This is a genomic window from Paenibacillus guangzhouensis (genome assembly GCF_009363075.1).
Taxonomy (GTDB): Bacteria; Bacillota; Bacilli; order Paenibacillales; family Paenibacillaceae; genus Paenibacillus_K; species Paenibacillus_K guangzhouensis.
Genome location: NZ_CP045293.1, coordinates 206,625 through 223,971, shown reverse-complemented (window position 1 = coordinate 223,971; position 17,347 = coordinate 206,625). Strand labels below are relative to the sequence as shown.

Sequence of the window (17,347 nt, the reverse complement as noted above, 5' to 3'; positions counted from 1 at the left end):
TCTATATTATTTCAACAATTGCTCGACACCGTTCCCTACATCACATACGTAGAATTCCCCTTGAATCCCTGTCTTCTGTTCATAGACTTCGCCGACCTGTTGAATGAATTTCTCGACTTGATCTTCGTGGACGAGCGATACCGTACATCCGCCGAAGCCTGCCCCCGTCATGCGGGAACCAAGGACACCCGGTACCTTCAACGCTTCCTCGACCATCACATCGAGTTCGAAGCAGCTCACTTCGTAGAGGTCACGCAGCGAGTCATGCGAAGCTTGCATTAATAAGCCAAATTGAACGAGATCGTCATTCGTCAAATACGCTACCGATTTCAAGACGCGGTCATTCTCTTCAATCGCATGTCGAGCACGGTTGCGCACCGTTTCATTCGTAATATGATGAGCCAGCGGCTCGAATGCTTCGCTCGACAACTCACAGAGCAGCTTTAGCCCCGGCACATGCTGCGCCAGAATCGCAACGGCCTCATCACACTCTTGGCGACGTTCGTTGTATTTGGAATCGACCAGTCCTCTACGCTTCTTCGTATTCCCGATGACCAGCTTATACTGTCCTGCTTGGAAAGGTACAAGCTTCTCCTCAAGCGTATCGCAGTTCAGCAGGATCGCGTGATCCTTGCGGCCATTCGCTACTGCAAACTGGTCCATAATTCCGCAATTTACGCCAACGAATTGATTCTCTACCTTCTGCGACAGCACTGCGATTTCTTTGCGATCCGTCTTATGGCCTTCGAGTGATAACAACGCGTACATCGTCACGACTTCAATGGAAGCCGATGATGAAAGTCCCGATCCATTCGGAATCTCTCCGTGGAAGAGCATATCGTAGCCCTTTGTTACGGTATATCCTGCAGCCTGCAGCGTCACAACGACGCCCGTTGGATAATCTGTCCACATATCCGACTTCGCCGCTGGAAGCGCATCTAATGCGATTTCGCTAACCCCATCGAAGTTCGTTGAACGCATGACGATCTTGCGATCCGCACGCGGGCGTATACATAATGTCGTTCCAAACTGCAGGGCGGCCGGGAACACGAATCCACCGTTGTAATCAATATGCTCGCCAATCAGATTCACGCGCCCAGGGGCATGGAACCACTGAATGGGTTGGTCGCTTGGTCCATAATATTGTAAAAAGCTGTTCTGCAATGTCTCATGTAACGTATTCGACAATGGATTCACCTTCTCTTTTCTCCGCGGGATAGATTCATAGCCGCCTTTACCGCTGCTTCTATGAATTAACCTCAGTATACCGGAATATGCAGCCTTTGAATATAAAATGATGTTGCTTCCACATGGATTTATGTGACTTTTTAGGATAGAATAATAACAATACCTATCCTAATTCCGAGGTGATCGTGGCGATGCGCACCTTTCCAGCTTATGCCTATTCTGTCGCCTCCAATCCAATCTTCCAGGATCAAAGTGATATTCATGTGCTGTTCTCTGGGGAGAGTCAGACGAAACCCCAGCATAAGCTAGGGCCCAAAGTCTATGACTACTACCTGCTGCATCACGTCATTTCCGGTCGCGGCCTGTTCACCATCGAGCAGCAGTCGCAGACACTCCAGGCAGGAGACAGCTTCCTGATCAGTCCCGAGCAGCTCATCAGCTATGTGTCTGACGAAGAGGATCCGTGGCGCTATCGATGGGTCGCTTTTGATGGGACGTCTGCCGAACGAATTCTCCGCGATGTCGGCTTTACTAGGCGGCAATCGGTGGTCCATATGGCAGATTCCACATTGATTCTGTCGGCGATGCAGCAGATTCAACAAGCTTTTCAGAGTCGTAAGCCGAACAGCCACCTGCTCGCAACGGGTTACCTGTATCAGATTTTTGCAGCTTACCACGACATCCTGAACCATAACGAAGAGCTCATTACGCCCGACCAACATAGTCAGCATGCCGTCAAACAGATGATCCGCTACTTATCAACGCAATACGCGCAGCCGATATCGATCGAAGATATGGCAGAGAGCTTAGGGTATAACCGCGCTTATCTTTCGCGTATTTTCAAGCAGGCCACCCATATGTCTCCGGTCACCTTCCTCTTGAAGCTGCGGATCGACAAAGGAAGGCAGCTGATTCGAGAGCGAACCGAATTGACCATCGAGCAAATCTCCGCTTCCGTTGGCATTCAAGACGCGCTCTATTTCTCGCGCCAATTCCGCCGCTTCTATGCGATGTCGCCGACAGAATATCGTAACGCGGCCATGCAAAAAGCCTCCAACACGCACCAAGAATAGCTTGGTACGGTTGAAGGCTTTTTCGTATGTGTCATTTTTTAGCTGGAATCGTCTTCGTGTTCTGAATCAATTGCGATACGGTCACGAATTTATAGCCGCGCTCTTTCAGTTCCGGTAGGATGATCTTAAGCGCTTCGATCGTCTGGCTGTGTCTCGGACCTTCGACAGAATCATGGAACAGAATAATGTCGCCGCCGCGCGCATTGTTCAGCACTTTACGCACAATGTAAGAGACACCCGGGGAACGCCAATCCTTCGTATCTTGATGCCAGGACCACAATACGACGAGATATCCTTTCTCCTTCGCCAACTTAATCATTCGTTCATTATAAAACCCACCCGGCGGACGAAAAAGATGAGGACGCGAACCACTAACCTTCATAATCGCATCACCCGTGGCATCGATCTCATCACCTAGTTTCTGACTCGAAACTTTAGCATTAAAATATAAGTGATTGTACGTATGGTTTGCGATTTCATGGCCTTCGGCGATTTCCCGCTTCAAGAGTTCAGGATGTGCGGTTACCTTTTTGCCCATAACGAAAAAGGTCCCTTTCGCTTCATACTGCTTGAGCAACGCTAGAATTTCCGGTGTCTGTCTCGGATCTGGACCATCGTCGAAGGTAAGTGCCACGAGTTTACGCTCCATTGGCACCTCCCATACAATCTCACCGCGCGCTTCATAATATTGCCGACTCTTCACAGGTCCTTCCTGCAGTCCAACCGGCAGCGGCGAATCGGCATGAATCATACTTGCCCCTACACTAAGCGTCCATAACAAGGGAAGATACGCTAACATGGATTTATTCAACACTCCTATACCCTAATCCTAGTCCTAATCAACAATGCATTATTATAGAGGTCGTTCAAAAAGTCATCATTTGATCACGAAGTCATTCAAGAAGCATAGGCCACATCGAATCTTGCCTTCACCTTCGAAGAGTTTACGCTTACGAAGTATGTTTCCTTTGGAAACATTTCAGGTACTCATTTAGGTTTCGCCTAAACTCCGTTCCTCCTGAAAGTTTTTCGCAGAAAAACTCGCTACGGAAGCATAGGCCCTTCAGGTTCTTGCAACCTTCTCGGTGCTGAAATGCCGACTTTTTGAACATGCATTATAAGAGTGTCCCCATCCGAGGGCTATTTTACCACAATTGAATTTACTAAGTTTTTACATTTTAAAAGTTGTCTCATGTCGCGAATTCTCCGTTCCACGATTCTTCCTCTTCGAGCGCCTCCTCGCGCAGTTCAAGCAAGCTCCGTAAATGTGCTGTCGATAATTCGGTAATCCACATTTCACCCGAGCCAACCACCTGTTCCGATAACGCCCGCTTCGACTCAATCATCTCATCGATCCGCTCTTCCAGCGTACCTGTACAGATCAATTTATGAACCTGAACATTTCGAGTCTGGCCAATGCGGAATGCGCGGTCCGTCGCCTGGTTCTCTACCGCTGGATTCCACCAACGATCGAAATGAATGACGTGATTCGCTCTCGTTAAGTTCAGGCCGACGCCCCCCGCCTTCACGGAAAGCACGAAAATATCCGGCCCTTTCGGCTGTTGGAATTCGTCCACCATCTGATCCCGATCCTTCTTCGGTACGCCGCCGTGCAGGAACAATGGCGTCTGCCCCGTCTCTTTTCGTAATTGCTCGACGAGCAGGTGCCCCATCTGAACATACTGGGTGAAGATTAGGACCGCTTCTCCGGCTTCACGAATGCTCCGTACAAGCTCGAGCAGCTGTTCCATTTTACCGGACCGTTTCGAACTCGAGTGATTGTCTTGCAAGAACAATGCTGGATGATCGCAAATCTGCTTCAGCTTCGTCAGGCTTGCCATGACATAACCCTTCCGCTTCATCCCCTCAGCTGCATCGATCTGCGCGAGCATGCTTCGTACGGTCGTCTGATAGAGTGCTGCCTGCTCCTTCGTTAGATTGCAGTATGCCTTCGTCTCGATCTTATCCGGCAGATCCTTGCTAATATTCGGATCCGTCTTCACGCGCCGCAGCACGAAAGGTGCAACTAACCGTTTGAGACGTTCGAGTCTGACTTCGTCATGATCCCGCTCAATCGGTGTTGCGAATCGACTGCGGAATACCGAAGCCGATCCCAAGAATCCCGGATTTAAGAAGCGAAATATCGACCATAACTCGCTGAGTCTGTTCTCTACGGGCGTACCGGTAACCGCAACACGATAATTCGAACGAAGTCTCAGAATACTCTGCGTCTGTTTGGCATGCTCATTTTTAATATTTTGTGCTTCATCCAAAATCATATATGTCCAATGCAGTCGTCGAAACGTCGCTTCATCCCGCCCAATTAAATTGTACGTCGTCAGAATGACATCGTACTGCTGCGCTTGCTCCATGAAGAGCTGATCTTGTAATCGGAAGCTGCCATGATGAATGTACACCTTCAAACTCGGCGCGAACCGGGTAAGCTCACGCTGCCAGTTGCCGAGCAGTGAAGTTGGACAAATAATCAGCGCAGGTCCCACCCCCTCAGGCAGTGTCTCCTGCCGATCCGAACTTAAGAGCAGCGTTATAATCTGAACAGTCTTCCCTAGACCCATATCATCTGCAAGACAGGTTCCAAACCCTAAGTCCCGCATGGACGTGAGCCATTGATATCCGGTAACCTGATACGTACGCAGCGTGCCTTGCAGCGTGTCAGGCACTTCACGCTCCCGCATCTCATGCATCCAATCTCCATCTAGGAACGTACGAAGCCGATTCGGGAGCTCGTACCCTGAGATTGGAATCCCGTCGAACGAAGCGCTTCCGTAAGCACTTTCCGCTGCCAGATGCATTAGCTCGCCGAGCGTCATGTCTACCTTCGTCCGCTCTTTAAGAAAGTGAACGGCACGATCAATATCATTCGCATTCATCTCGACCCATTGACCGCGAAATTGTACAAGCGGAAGCTGTAACTGGGTTAGCTGCTCTAATTCATCCAGTGTAATCGGTTCATCGCCCACCGCCGCCTGCGCATCGAATTGAAGCAGCTGCTCAAGTCCGAACCGGCTTGGAGATCCATTTACGGTGACGTCTTCAAGCTGCCGATCTTCCTGATTCGCAAGACTAAGCTTAATGCCTAGCCGCCGGCGTCCCGCTTCAGTCCACCAAGATGGAAGCTGAACAAAAATGCCGTAATTCTCCAACAGATCGGCGTATCGCACCAGGAATTGATAAGCCTCCATGGTATCCATTTGGAGACTGTCCGCACCCTCTTCTTCTTCGAGCACACGCGATAACGGCGGATAAATCCGCGCAGCTTCTCTCAGCTTCTTCCGAAGCACCTCTTGGATATGGCGAAATCGCCGATGGAACCAACGCGTCTCCGAACGCTCCTCCTGCCAAATTTCTGACATCGGTATCCTCAGATTAAGCTCATCTTCCGGCATCATAAAAATATGAAGGCGCCACGTCGGAATCGCTTCTGCCTGCTGCTGCGGATCGCTCACTTCATCATCTTGATCTGCAATTAGACGTAGCCCAAGCTGTAAGGCTGCTGTCTCTTGAGGTGAACGAAGCGGATGATATGCTCGGGTCCACTGTTGAATATCGGCCGCGAGCGCCTCAATCTCTTGCGCATTCGCAGAGAAGGTTACTGCTTGCTGCGCTGAGAGCATCTGCTTCCACCACATCGCTGCCATCCGGTTCCCTGCCATAGACTTCGGTAATACAGCTCCGCCCCAGGGTTCACCAACCGCTGCTGCGATCGGAAGCCGCTGCCTTGTTGCGAGATGAATTTGTTCTCTAACCGTACTATCGATCAGCGCAATAAAGAACGAGAAGAGCGCTTCTTCCGGCGTTCGCCACGTTGTCGCCCCTTCCTCTCGCCCTGCCATCGCAAGACTCGCAGTCGGCATCGCTTCGGCTAATCGATAGAATTGTTCCATGTCTTCTTCAAGGTCCAGATGCGGCCGCCAGGTTGCTTTTCCCGTCTTTAGCCCAATCTCGACATCTGGTACCCAGCATTTGCGATCGATCAGATCTTGCGCAAATTGTGCCGCTCGACGCCAATAGTGAAGATCCCGCCCTAGTAAGTGATTCTCCTCAATTCCAAGAATCCGCTTCAATTGTTCATCATAATCGTCCTTATTGAACAACTGTAATATCGAATGCGCAGGCAATGTAAACCCAATCACTTCACGCCGATGACCCAAGGCAGGACGCGTCTCCTGCTCGCTTGAATCCGGATATCCGCCCGTAGGAAAGCTGAGCTCCACCCGGCGCTGCACCCAAGGACGCCAGAGTCGCTCTCCCGTCTCTTCCGCACGCATTCGAATGTCCTCTAATGCTTCATCTAAATCCCGTACATCTTTCCAATCCCATCTATAGCAAAAAAATCGATCTTGGAGCCATAGTCCATTCCATTGTTCGTCTCTAACCAATATGTGATTCCCCTCCGCCAAAGTCCATGTACGACTCTTATGTTAAGCGGCATCGATTTCTATCCACTGTTCTTAAGTATAACCGACAATGGGCCAAAAATGTTCATTTCCACCTAGATAATTGCGATAAAAACAGATAGGGACCCTTCACCCAATTCGTGAACGGTCCCTCTTCGCAACACCTTTTATATGATTAAACTGCTCACTGCAAAACTCATGCCGATGAATACGAAGCAGAGCAGAATGCCAACGGCGATATTCCCGTTTTTCAAATGGTCTGACAGCTTGAGGCCCGGAGTTACCAGTTCAAATATCCAATAGGCTGCGATAAGGCAGATATACCCCACCGCGAACCACAGCATCATATGCCAGATCGAAGCATTCGTATACGCCGACACGCCGAGCAAAATCGCCGTACCGAAAAATTTGCCGCCCATCGCAAGCCCCACCGCCGCATTCCCTTTCTTCAATTCTTCCAGATCGTTATAAGGTGTCATCAAGCTGAAAATAACCATGCCAAGCAATTGCAAAACCACGATAACAACAACGCTGATAAAAATATTAAATACGATCATTTCGCCCAACCCCTAAACTTGGCATATGTCAAATCATAATTTGAGAAATCATGTACTTCTTCTAACAGAATATTTACTTTCTTCTGTGACTTAAATGTCTGGTATCGATCCTCATCGATTGGCTGCTTCACCTGTTGTCCGGAAGGGAGCGTTATAACCGCATATTGACGTGTTTTGCCTTGATATTCTGTCTTGTAGACACCGACAAGATCCACTTCGGTTTTTAATTGAATTTTGAGCTTATCGAGATCTTCTTGCGCAGCTTGTTGGGACTTAAACGTCTTGAGTGATTCCCATGCGGTCAACGTCACATCGGCCCGTTCCTGCGAATTTGTATTGATATCGGCTTCCATGGCTTGCAGCGTCCACACCCGATCTCCTGTTCCATAATTATCATCGTTCGGGATTAATTCATTATCCGGCAGAATCGTCATGTCACTGCCAATCAAATCGCCTACGGTCCCTTCCACGATACGGTAATCCCACGGGACGGTACTCCTATTTACTTCGACATCTGATGATGCCGATTCTGAACACCCGCTGAATAACATACTCATGAACACGATAAATATGAAGCCCACAAATTGAATGTGACCCTTCCTGGTCTGATCCGGTCTTTTCCTTCTATTTCGATCATAACTCATCTACGATCCCCTACCCCTATCGCCACAAAATGACTTGCGTTCCCCGTAATCGGTCCCCCTGCACGCCCTAATAGGCCGCAAGGTTCCCCATTGATCATGAACATCCCTGTCAACAAATGAAAGGTTCCCGAATCGAGGTGAATCTGCGCTAATTCAGCACGCTTCTGATAGACCAGCGGGAATAGCCGACTCGTATCAAAACCCGCCTCATCTTGAACCTCTAGCTGTCCAGAGCCATCGAACAATTTGACCGATCCGCCTTCACGGCCGAACATGGACTTGGAGACGAAGCTGCCGTCGAACACCGCTTTGTTATACGTAGGCAGCATATACTGTTCAATGACGACCTTCTCTTCTGGCGTATACAAAAGATTTAATTCATGAAGCCCCCAGATCAGCGCCTGAAGTCCTTTGGATTGCAATAAAATGGCATGCGGCGGATTGAACAATTGCAGATGCCCCATCTCAATCGCATACGCTAGAGCATCTCCGCCATCGTCCACCGCCATCCATTCTTTCGGATAGAGCGCGAACATCCGCTCGATGGCCCGCCCGGAGTCATCGCGTACGATCCCTTCATCGATCCATAAATCCAGGCAATCGACGCAGTGCACATCCTGTCCACTATGCTGAACGAGCATGTTGATCGTCCCCGAATCCTCGGCATGTGTGCCGTATGCGACACACGCGGCGGTATCCGGCTGCTCGACAGCCCATGCCGCTTCAACCCGCTTCGCCATCTGAACATTCGGTGTATCAACCCCATACTGTTCACACATCCAAGGGGTTGCAACGGCCGCCTCTACGTAGCCTGTTGGCGTATCCGCGTTCAATTCCAGCAGCTTGATCTCACCCGTATCCGATATCGCAAAGTCAAACCTCGCGTATCGACTTAAATAGCCTGGTTCATTCATCAGCGTCGTATCGAGACTTTCCCATAATACCTCCGGGATACCGATCATTTGATACAGATCATGTCTTCCGCAGACAAATCGAACGGCTTTATCGAAGATCGCCCACAATTGCCGGGACGCCTCTTCAAGCTCTTCATACGTTTTTCTGTTCATGACGACCAGCTGATCGATCCAATAATGTTCCTCGTCAAGATTGGCCCATGTAAAGCCGAGCGTGCCGAGCTCATTGATCCGTGATTGTCGATCGGCATGCGGCATCCCTTGCACTGTCCAAATATCGCCGCTCATCCGCCGAACCCGCCGCTGGAATGAGAACTACTGCTGGAGCCAGACGAGCTGAATCCGCTTGATTTACCGCCAATGCTGCCGCGCGACGAGGATGTAGATCTCTTCGTAATGGAACCTGTCGATCTAGAGGTCTTCGGCGTCATTGCAGAGCCGGATACCGGCTTGTTCTGGAATGAACTAGAAGTATAGGAGCGTGGTCGATAACTCTGGCCGCTGCGGACATCGTAGGCGGTATGATTCGAATACCAGCCCGAGGAAGAGTAGGCGCTGCCACGATTAAAGATCATATGGTACAGGAGCAGATCATCCCAACCAAAGCCTGACGTTGTATGTACAATCGTTGTGCCGTTAGATGATGACGTCGCTCCTCCCCCTGTCGCTGTCCCTCCAGTTGTCTCTTTCTGGGCATCTTTCTTCAATTCGGGGATATTCCAATCCATTTCCGGGTCAAAATATTTCTTCACTTCTTCGGAAGACCATTCGACGAGCTTCGGCTCCTGCTTACTGCCCGTATCCGCTGCTGCGATGCCTGGCTCCGCCGGGATGAGGAGGACATTCGCTAATAGTGCGATGCCGAGCGATGTCGACAAGACGCGAAGCGGCTTGCCTTCTTCCGTGAATAATCGTTTCTTAAGCGAACGACTCGATTTATCTTCTTGATTCATTCGAAGTTAACGCTCCTTTCTTGAGCACGAGCATACCATACCTATTTCAGCTCGCTACCCCTAACCGCAACGATGAGCAGTTCCATCGTCTGCTTTTCTACATTCAACCGTCCTTCAATCGTCTCATATTCACGTCCGCCGAGGGTTAGATAGTTGATATGGTGAAGCGCTGCAATCATATCTTGACTCCACGCCCGCTCATCGCGCTGGACGAGCGTGCCATCCGGTTGCTTCTCAATTAACTGAACGATCATTCCGCCTGTCATAAGACAACTCCTCTGCCAAATTTTGTACACGACCATTCATACGAGCGATCCGCTATAAATGTTTCGTTTTCATGTGTATCATACATCAAAAAAGCTATCCCGTCGCCATCATTATGACCATCGGAATAGCTTATTTGGCATTATTAAAGTCTGTCGCAGCGGACGCCATCAATATAGTACGCCTTCTCTTCATACGCGATGAATACAACCTCTACCTCTGGAATGCCTAACGATTTAACACTGCGCGTAACGGCTTCTGCGAACCGATCCCGGACCTCGTCGCCCCGCTCGAACCAGCCCACCTGAATGAAAGAAAAGGATGATATCATATCTCCGCCTAACACAACGGTGGTATGTAGACATTCAAATGTAAAGTTGTCGGTTCCGCAAGAGCAGATGTCAGCTAGCTCCTGTGCGAGTGGTTGACAGATCTGTCCAAGCTTCTCTGCCTCAACGCCTCTGAACAATAAATGGGGCAAATGTAGCTCCTCCTCTAAACTTGTCGATGTAAATAATGCTCCCTTTTATTATAACGAAGAAGGGGCATTCATTCAAAAATCACATTACACAGTTGTAAGGTTCATGTAAGTCAGCCGCATAGAACATGCTTGGTCCAAGTCCTATACTGAATGTATCTTGTTGATCACGAACTGATAAAGGGGAGAACACAATGAATCACACAACTTGGATGAAAATCTCCAAACGGATGTTAGCATGCTCTATGGTATTTACTTTAGCTACAAGCCCTATCCTTAGCACAGGTGCTGCGATGGCTGCGCCTGCACCACCTACTACGAACCATATCAATGAACAAACTGCTGTTCACAGCCCGATCCAATACCAAATCGACGTCCGCTTGGATGAGAAGAACATGACGCTTCACGGCAGTCAGACTGTCGTATTCCGCAATACGTCCAAAGACAATTTGAAAGAACTTGTCTTCCATACGTTCGCAGATGCGAACCGTTCAAAAGATACGCAAGCAGGAATGTTCGAGCGTACCAATGCCCAAATTCAAAAAGAAGAGCCTAACCGTCAACCGGAAGATTTCTTCGGCGGTATCGATATTTCATCGGTGCAATCCAATGGACAAGCCTTGTCATTCACCAATAAGAATCAAGCTCTGACAGCAGCATTGGGACAAGAATTGAAACCAGGCGAATCGATCACCGTTCAACTGAAATTTGAGGTCAAAATTCCATACGGCTCACAGCGTTTGTCATACTACAAAGATATTATCAATGGAGCTCATTGGTTCCCTGTGATGTCCGTCTATGACGAGAACAAACATCAGTGGGATAAGACACCTTATAGTAAAACCTTTGAAACGGACTATTACACGTCATCCGATTTCCAAGTGAATTTCAACGTACCTGCATCCTACCAATTATCCATGCCAGGAACGATCACGGAGATCGATGCCAAGGAAGCCGGCCGGAAGATTCTATCAACCGTGGCTAATAATACGCGGGAATTCGTCTTCTTCGCGAGCCCCAATTTCAAAGTGGCCAGCGAGACGCGAGATGGCTTGACCGTGCAATATTACTATTTTGACAACATGCAAGGTAAAAAAGAAATCATCGATCAATATATCGATCAAGCGTTCAAAGCGATTAACTTCTTCAGTGACAAGTACGGCAAATACCCGTACCCTGAATTCCGCATCGTAGAGTCCTATGTCCAAGGTGTAGCCGTCGAATTTGCACGTGTCATCCAAATGGGATTGATTCAGAACAGGGTCGACGTCCCGCAAGATACCGTATTCGTGCATGAGATTGCCCATCAATGGTTCCATGCCTTGATCGGGAATAACTCCGAGACAGAATCGTTCCTAGATGAAGGATTCGCAGATTTCTCGAAAGTCTATTTCTCGGAGAAGCAAGGCGATGAGTCGAATGGATTTAAATCGATTCAAATCGACGATGCATCCTACGATAACATCATCGCTTCAACGAATGATGAAGTTGGGGATTCAGCCAATCCTGTCTATTACGGTAAAGGCCGTCAAGCCATCTACCAATTGTACCGGAATGTCGGTGAAGAAAAATTCGACCAATTCATGAAAGCATATTTCAAACGGTACGTCTATCAGAATGCGACAATCGATGGGCTGCTTCAGACGATCGAAGATACACTAGGCAAGCCACAGCGTGTCGAAATGGAGAAGGCCTTGCGACAACCGAACTTCGAGTTGAAAAAGGAATATCAGATGACGCCGCAAGAAAAAGCAGCTTATTGGCATGAACAAGTGAAAGCCATTGTTCAAAACGTGTTTGATCAAAATCCAACAGCTCCCTACGAGTCAATGAACCGAGTCATTCATAAAGCACTGCAAGGCGAGCCGCTTACGATTGTATTAAGCGATCAACTGTCTAAACCGGCTAAAGCACAGCAGGAGCTGCTTCTACAACAATTGCAAGGCACCTTCGAATTCATGGGTATCAAAGCTTCTGTTGTAACAGAACGACAAGCGATCAAATCGAAGCTTGAGAGGGAACTCGCGAATAGCAACCTCATTGTTATCGGCAATGCAAAATCGAATGCACTCATTCAAGCGATGAAGCCTGGCATCATGAAGCGCTCCGAAGAGATTGGATTCCCGTGGATAAACATGATGAATCAGAAGGATAACTCGGGAGCGTATGTAATCAAACACCCGTATAACAAGAACCGTCTCATCGTGAACTTCTTCTGGACGGGAGAAGAGCTTAGCGAGAAAGCCGTCGAACCCTACACGATGAAAGCGGTTGGAGCACTGAATTTCTCAAGCAACTTCTATCAATTCTATACGATGGATCAAACAGGTAAAGTACAGCAAAGTAAAAATACTGAAAATCCACTGGCAAAGATTTTAGACAATGAATAAATGATCAGACCCATCGGCCCTGGTGCTGCTTCGTAGCGCCAGGGTCTTTCCATAACGAAGGAGTGCATACGAAGAACGAGTTAAAACGAAGGAAACCTTCCACACGCATGTGGGCCAGCGCCATGGTCTTCACATTGGCCCTGTGCCCAATCTTGAATGTAAACGCTGCAGCCGCTGAGCCCCCAAGCAATGTGGCAAAGGATTCCATCCAGAATCAGACCGCCCACAGCGCAACGAATTACCAAATCGATGTGAGGCTGGATGAGCATAAGATGACTCTGCAAGGCAGCGTAAAGGTTGTTTTTTCGGAACACGACGAAAGATACGTTAAAAGAACTCGTCTTCCATACCTATGGTAGACGTAGAATTCAATGTCCGCATCCCCTACGGCATCCAGCGGATTTCGCATTACATTACAAAGACTTAATCAGCGGAGCTCACTGGTATCCAGTCATGTCTACGACGAGAACAAGTACCAATGGGATAAGACGCCTTACAGTACGACATTCGTCTCGGAATATTTTACGACCTCGGATTATCAGGTGAATATGAACGTTCCTGCTTCTTAAGCGAGACACGTGACGGCCTAACCGTGCAGTATTATATGGACAACTTCCCTGGCAAAAAAGAATTGATGAACCAATATGTTGATCAAGCCTTCAAATCCATCCAGTTCTTCAGCGAAAAATACGGCAAATACCCATATCCTGAATTCCGCATCGCGGAGACCTATCTCGAACATACGGCATTCGAATACGCTCGCGTCATACAGATGGGTCCACTGCAGAAGAACGCAGACGCCACCCAAGATTTCGTGTTTGTTCATGAAATTGCGCACCAATGGTTCCATTCATCCTTATAATCAAAATCGTCTCCTGCTGAATTTCTACTGGACAGGAACACAAGTGAACCCAAAGGCATGGCAGTCATTTATGACGAAAGCCGAAGAAGTGACGAACATTACAGGCCACTTCTACCAGTCTTATATCTTCGATCACGCTGGTAAGCTGATCCAAGACAAAAAAGAAGCAAATCCATTATCGGTTATGGGCGGAAACTCATCCGTATAAATGGGTTATCAAGCGATCCCGAAGCCATTCCTGGTGACAAGATCGCTTTTTGGTATGCCTCCGTGAAGCTGAATGCATTTCGCAATAAAGTCATAGGAAATATCTATTATAATGAATACACTTATTGCTAGAAAAAGCTACTCGATTGTGATAGACTCAATTTTAATCATTCCAATTATAGTACGTAAATAGAACCGGAGGTTAGAGCCATGACACAGAAGAAAATGCGTTCAGATATGATTAAAAAAGGCTTCGACCGCGCTCCACATCGCAGCTTGCTGCGTGCTGCAGGCGTGAAAGAAGAAGACTTCGACAAGCCGTTTATCGCCGTATGCAACTCATACATTGACATCGTTCCGGGTCATGTCCACTTACAAGAGTTCGGTAAAATTGTAAAAGAAGCGATTCGCGAAGCAGGAGGCGTCCCATTCGAATTCAATACGATCGGCGTCGATGACGGGATTGCCATGGGGCATATCGGTATGCGTTATTCCCTTCCGAGCCGCGAGATTATCGCAGACTCCCTTGAGACGGTTGTATCCGCACACTGGTTCGATGGCATGATCTGTATCCCGAACTGTGACAAGATCACACCAGGGATGATGATGGGAGCCCTCCGTGTGAACATCCCAACGATGTTCGTCAGCGGCGGCCCGATGAAAGCTGGTCGCACGAGTGACGGTCGTGCCATTTCCCTTACTTCCGTATTCGAAGGCGTTGGCGCTTTCATGGCAGGTAAGATCGATGAGAATAGCTTGACAGAGCTTGAGCAATACGGCTGCCCGACTTGTGGTTCCTGCTCCGGTATGTTCACGGCAAACTCCATGAACTGTCTCGCAGAAGGCCTTGGCCTTGCATTACCAGGCAACGGTACGATTCTTGCAGTCGCTCCAGAGCGTAAAGATTTCGTAAGACAATCTGCGCGTCAATTAATGGAACTGATCAAAGCAGATATTAAACCGCGCGATATCGTAACCATTGAAGCCATCGACAACGCATTTGCGCTCGATATGGCAATGGGGGGATCCACGAACACGGTTCTTCACACGCTTGCCCTTGCGCATGAAGCAGGCTTTGAATACCCAATCGAACGGATCAATGAAGTAGCCAAACGCGTTCCACACTTGGCGAAAATTGCACCAGCTTCGGATTACCATATTGAAGATGTTCACAATGCAGGCGGTGTTAGCGCTGTATTGAATGAATTGTTCAAGAAAGAAGGCGCTCTTCACGGCGACTGCATTACCGTCACTGGTAAGACACTCCGTGAGAACGTAGCAGGCTGTGAGATTAAGGATACGGACGTGATTCATACGCTCGATAACCCGCATAGCGTTGAAGGCGGACTTTCTGTCCTATTCGGTAACATCGCACCGCGCGGTTCCATTATTAAAGTCGGTGCCGTTGATAAATCGGTTGGCGGCTACCACAAAGGTCCTGCCATCTGCTTCGACTCGCAGGATGATGCACTGTACGGAATTGCGAACGGCAAAGTTAAGGAAGGCCATGTCGTCGTTATTCGTTATGAAGGACCTAAAGGCGGACCGGGTATGCCAGAAATGCTAGCCCCTACCTCGCAAATCGTGGGTATGGGACTCGGCGCTAAAGTCGGCCTCATTACAGACGGTCGTTTCTCTGGCGCATCCCGCGGGATCAGTATCGGTCATATCTCTCCGGAAGCAGCTGAAGGCGGTCCTATCGCGTTCATTGAAGACGGCGATATCATCGAGCTGGATCTGAAGAACCGTACCATCAACTTGATCGATGTGAGCGATGAAGAATTCGCGCGTCGTCAAGCGAATTGGAAAGGTTTCGAACCAAAAGTCAAAACCGGCTACCTCGCTCGTTATTCGAAGCTCGTAACGAATGCAAGCACCGGCGGTGTCATGAAGGTATAATCGATCATCATCACAAAGAAAGCCCCTTGACCGGACGGTCAAGGGGCTTCTTCATTAGGACATCGCGGAGGGGGTATTCGTCGAATTGCCGTATGATTGATCTACAGCCATTTTCAGAACAGGCTCCTCTAACGGATGATCCGCCTCTTTACTTTGAATGCATGTTTCTACATGATATCGTTTCTTTAACAGTTCAGCAGAGAGAATAATGCTCTTCGGTACTAACATCGAAGACCGATCCTTCAGCCTTGATTGCCCTTGAGGATGAATGATGGATAACAGAATTTTGAGATAAATGCTGGACACGGACTTGAACCAACCCTGAGGCAAATCCTGTATGCTGAATCCGAGTTTATCGGCACCGCGATGAATCATCGATACCCCATATAGAGCTTTCACGTCAACCAGCTTAGCGTTATTCACGAGCTCATCAGCGAAATAAGGGAGCGCATGCTCAACCCCGCGAATGAGCTGGATTGCAATCTGCATCGTTGAACGTGCCTTCCGCCCCATGTCGAATAATTTCTGATTATCGAAGTGAAGTTCCATGACGGCATCGCCCTTGTGTAGGACATTGCCATCCTGCATCGTTACGGGTTCACCATGATATCGTGTTACCCGGTAATGGAATGTCGGATCTGGATCTGCCGTCTTCTTCAAATTGAATAAGACATGGAAGCATTGCTCCCAAATAAGCCATAATCGAACCAACACCCGTCTACCGAGGCTAAGAGTTCTTGCCTTGGCTTCATCTGTTACCTTTATCATCTCATCTACGCGGATGAATCGATATGCTTTTTTCGTAGCTGCTTGCATGTATCTCTCTAAGGCGATAAGCATATTCGCTGGCGCATCCTCGTCTGCACCGAAAGTAATCCCGCAATCATGCAAGAGCAAGACTTCGCCGGGACGCAATTTACGCATCATTCTTCGTTCTAACCGATCTGCCCCAACACCTTTACGCCAATCCCCAAACATAGCTGACCACAGAATAATTTGAATATGTCCCAAATTACCAAAATCGAAGAGGTTCACGATGCCCCACGGCGGCCGATAATAAACGGACTTCGAACCTGTAATTTGCTCAATCACATCCGACGTCTTTCTAATTTGTTTACGAACCGTACCTGGACGCATCAACCAATTGCTTTTGTGGACATAATTATGGATACCGATGAGATGGCCTTCATCATGAATCCGTTTGACAATATCGGGATTTTTTTCCGCATTTGCCCCAACAACAAAAAAAGTCGCCTTTGCATCATATTTTTTGAGCAAATCGAGCAACTCTGCCGTGTAATAGGGGTCTGGACCGTCATCAAAAGTTAAGCAGATTTCTCCATCACTACGCCCTCTTTTGAAGACCCGAAATCCAAAAATGCGACTAAACACGCCTGGGAGAAACGCATAAAACGTTAAAATGTAGAAACACCATAGAACCAAATTTTCCATGTACATTTCCCCACTTTTCAAATGAGCTCCTATTATTGTATCATACAG

Annotated in this window: 17 protein-coding genes; 6 read left to right on the top strand and 11 right to left on the bottom strand. The window is 48.3% G+C overall.

All coding sequences use genetic code 11. The features are described 5' to 3' along the window. Positions 1-6: 6 nt before the first annotated feature. Positions 7-1,188, bottom strand: a complete 1,182-nt coding sequence (locus GCU39_RS01035; RefSeq protein ID WP_152391798.1) for a galactokinase — start codon at positions 1,186-1,188, stop codon at positions 7-9. Positions 1,189-1,379: 191 nt separating this feature from the next. Here GCU39_RS01035 and GCU39_RS01030 point away from each other — a divergent pair, with 191 nt between their 5' ends. After that, the gene (locus tag GCU39_RS01030) at positions 1,380-2,261 is read left to right on the top strand and encodes an AraC family transcriptional regulator (protein WP_152391797.1); all 882 of its coding nucleotides are present in this window, start codon (positions 1,380-1,382) and stop codon (positions 2,259-2,261) included. 31 nt (positions 2,262-2,292) lie between these two features. Here the strand turns inward: GCU39_RS01030 and GCU39_RS01025 are convergent, their stop codons facing one another. The 8 genes from GCU39_RS01025 to GCU39_RS00990 form a co-directional block, all read right to left on the bottom strand. Then, the gene (locus GCU39_RS01025; protein WP_152391796.1) at positions 2,293-3,060 is read right to left on the bottom strand and encodes a polysaccharide deacetylase family protein; all 768 of its coding nucleotides are present in this window, start codon (positions 3,058-3,060) and stop codon (positions 2,293-2,295) included. Positions 3,061-3,451: 391 nt separating this feature from the next. Then, positions 3,452-6,661, bottom strand: coding sequence for a DEAD/DEAH box helicase (locus GCU39_RS01020; RefSeq protein WP_152391795.1), 3,210 nt, complete (start codon positions 6,659-6,661; stop codon positions 3,452-3,454). A gap of 185 nt (positions 6,662-6,846) precedes the next feature. After that, positions 6,847-7,236, bottom strand: coding sequence for a DUF350 domain-containing protein (locus GCU39_RS01015; RefSeq protein WP_152391794.1), 390 nt, complete (start codon positions 7,234-7,236; stop codon positions 6,847-6,849). Continuing rightward, on the bottom strand, positions 7,233-7,793 hold the full coding sequence (locus GCU39_RS01010) for a hypothetical protein (RefSeq protein WP_227793592.1): 561 nt from the start codon (positions 7,791-7,793) through the stop codon (positions 7,233-7,235). The genes GCU39_RS01015 and GCU39_RS01010 overlap by 4 nt, the downstream gene beginning before the upstream one ends. Before the next feature lie 83 nt (positions 7,794-7,876). After that, the gene (locus GCU39_RS01005) at positions 7,877-9,082 is read right to left on the bottom strand and encodes a glutathionylspermidine synthase family protein (protein WP_152391792.1); all 1,206 of its coding nucleotides are present in this window, start codon (positions 9,080-9,082) and stop codon (positions 7,877-7,879) included. Continuing rightward, positions 9,079-9,747, bottom strand: a complete 669-nt coding sequence (locus GCU39_RS01000) for a hypothetical protein (protein ID WP_152391791.1) — start codon at positions 9,745-9,747, stop codon at positions 9,079-9,081. The genes GCU39_RS01005 and GCU39_RS01000 overlap by 4 nt, the downstream gene beginning before the upstream one ends. Positions 9,748-9,788: 41 nt before the next feature. Further along, complete coding sequence (locus tag GCU39_RS00995) at positions 9,789-10,013, bottom strand: hypothetical protein (RefSeq protein WP_152391790.1); 225 nt, start codon at positions 10,011-10,013, stop codon at positions 9,789-9,791. Between the two features lie 143 nt (positions 10,014-10,156). Beyond that, entirely contained in the window at positions 10,157-10,492 is a 336-nt protein-coding gene (locus tag GCU39_RS00990) for a DUF1904 family protein (protein ID WP_152391789.1), read from the bottom strand. A gap of 191 nt (positions 10,493-10,683) precedes the next feature. Between GCU39_RS00990 and GCU39_RS00985 the strand changes: the two genes are divergently transcribed. After that, entirely contained in the window at positions 10,684-12,879 is a 2,196-nt protein-coding gene (locus GCU39_RS00985) for a M1 family metallopeptidase (RefSeq protein ID WP_152391788.1), read from the top strand. A gap of 4 nt (positions 12,880-12,883) precedes the next feature. Here the strand turns inward: GCU39_RS00985 and GCU39_RS00980 are convergent, their stop codons facing one another. Then, positions 12,884-13,087 carry a hypothetical protein gene (locus GCU39_RS00980; RefSeq protein WP_152391787.1) on the bottom strand — a complete coding sequence of 68 codons (204 nt, stop codon included), beginning with the start codon at positions 13,085-13,087 and terminating at the stop codon, positions 12,884-12,886. Between the two features lie 163 nt (positions 13,088-13,250). On the opposite strand from GCU39_RS00980, the gene GCU39_RS00975 reads away from it, so the two are divergent. The 4 genes from GCU39_RS00975 to ilvD all read left to right on the top strand — a co-directional run bounded on the left by GCU39_RS00975 (position 13,251) and on the right by ilvD (position 15,847). Next, positions 13,251-13,448 carry a hypothetical protein gene (locus GCU39_RS00975; RefSeq protein WP_152391786.1) on the top strand — a complete coding sequence of 66 codons (198 nt, stop codon included), beginning with the start codon at positions 13,251-13,253 and terminating at the stop codon, positions 13,446-13,448. A 65-nt stretch (positions 13,449-13,513) separates the two neighbouring features. Continuing rightward, positions 13,514-13,741, top strand: coding sequence for a hypothetical protein (locus GCU39_RS00970; RefSeq protein ID WP_193726716.1), 228 nt, complete (start codon positions 13,514-13,516; stop codon positions 13,739-13,741). Beyond that, complete coding sequence (locus tag GCU39_RS00965) at positions 13,704-13,949, top strand: hypothetical protein (RefSeq protein ID WP_152391784.1); 246 nt, start codon at positions 13,704-13,706, stop codon at positions 13,947-13,949. The genes GCU39_RS00970 and GCU39_RS00965 overlap by 38 nt, the downstream gene beginning before the upstream one ends. A gap of 209 nt (positions 13,950-14,158) precedes the next feature. Further along, positions 14,159-15,847 carry a dihydroxy-acid dehydratase gene (ilvD, locus tag GCU39_RS00960; protein WP_152391783.1) on the top strand — a complete coding sequence of 563 codons (1,689 nt, stop codon included), beginning with the start codon at positions 14,159-14,161 and terminating at the stop codon, positions 15,845-15,847. A gap of 54 nt (positions 15,848-15,901) precedes the next feature. Here ilvD and GCU39_RS00955 read toward each other — a convergent pair whose 3' ends face one another. Beyond that, positions 15,902-17,299 carry a polysaccharide deacetylase family protein gene (locus GCU39_RS00955; protein WP_152391782.1) on the bottom strand — a complete coding sequence of 466 codons (1,398 nt, stop codon included), beginning with the start codon at positions 17,297-17,299 and terminating at the stop codon, positions 15,902-15,904. Positions 17,300-17,347: the final 48 nt, after the last annotated feature.

Bases quoted from the DNA above. Each gene is read 5' to 3' on its own strand.
- GCU39_RS00970 (WP_193726716.1), top strand. From the start codon at position 13,514: ATGAACCAATATGTTGATCAAGCCTTCAAATCCATCCAGTTCTTCAGC.
- GCU39_RS01025 (WP_152391796.1), bottom strand. From the start codon at position 3,060: ATGTTAGCGTATCTTCCCTTGTTATGGACGCTTAGTGTAGGGGCAAGT.
- GCU39_RS00980 (WP_152391787.1), bottom strand. From the start codon at position 13,087: ATGGAATCCTTTGCCACATTGCTTGGGGGCTCAGCGGCTGCAGCGTTT.
- ilvD (WP_152391783.1), top strand. From the start codon at position 14,159: ATGACACAGAAGAAAATGCGTTCAGATATGATTAAAAAAGGCTTCGAC.
- GCU39_RS01000 (WP_152391791.1), bottom strand. From the start codon at position 9,747: ATGAATCAAGAAGATAAATCGAGTCGTTCGCTTAAGAAACGATTATTC.
- GCU39_RS01015 (WP_152391794.1), bottom strand. From the start codon at position 7,236: ATGATCGTATTTAATATTTTTATCAGCGTTGTTGTTATCGTGGTTTTG.
- GCU39_RS00955 (WP_152391782.1), bottom strand. From the start codon at position 17,299: ATGGAAAATTTGGTTCTATGGTGTTTCTACATTTTAACGTTTTATGCG.
- GCU39_RS00965 (WP_152391784.1), top strand. From the start codon at position 13,704: ATGAAATTGCGCACCAATGGTTCCATTCATCCTTATAATCAAAATCGT.
- GCU39_RS01010 (WP_227793592.1), bottom strand. From the start codon at position 7,793: ATGAGTATGTTATTCAGCGGGTGTTCAGAATCGGCATCATCAGATGTC.
- GCU39_RS01005 (WP_152391792.1), bottom strand. From the start codon at position 9,082: ATGAGCGGCGATATTTGGACAGTGCAAGGGATGCCGCATGCCGATCGA.
- GCU39_RS00995 (WP_152391790.1), bottom strand. From the start codon at position 10,013: ATGACAGGCGGAATGATCGTTCAGTTAATTGAGAAGCAACCGGATGGC.
- GCU39_RS00985 (WP_152391788.1), top strand. From the start codon at position 10,684: ATGAATCACACAACTTGGATGAAAATCTCCAAACGGATGTTAGCATGC.
- GCU39_RS01030 (WP_152391797.1), top strand. From the start codon at position 1,380: ATGCGCACCTTTCCAGCTTATGCCTATTCTGTCGCCTCCAATCCAATC.
- GCU39_RS00975 (WP_152391786.1), top strand. From the start codon at position 13,251: ATGTCCGCATCCCCTACGGCATCCAGCGGATTTCGCATTACATTACAA.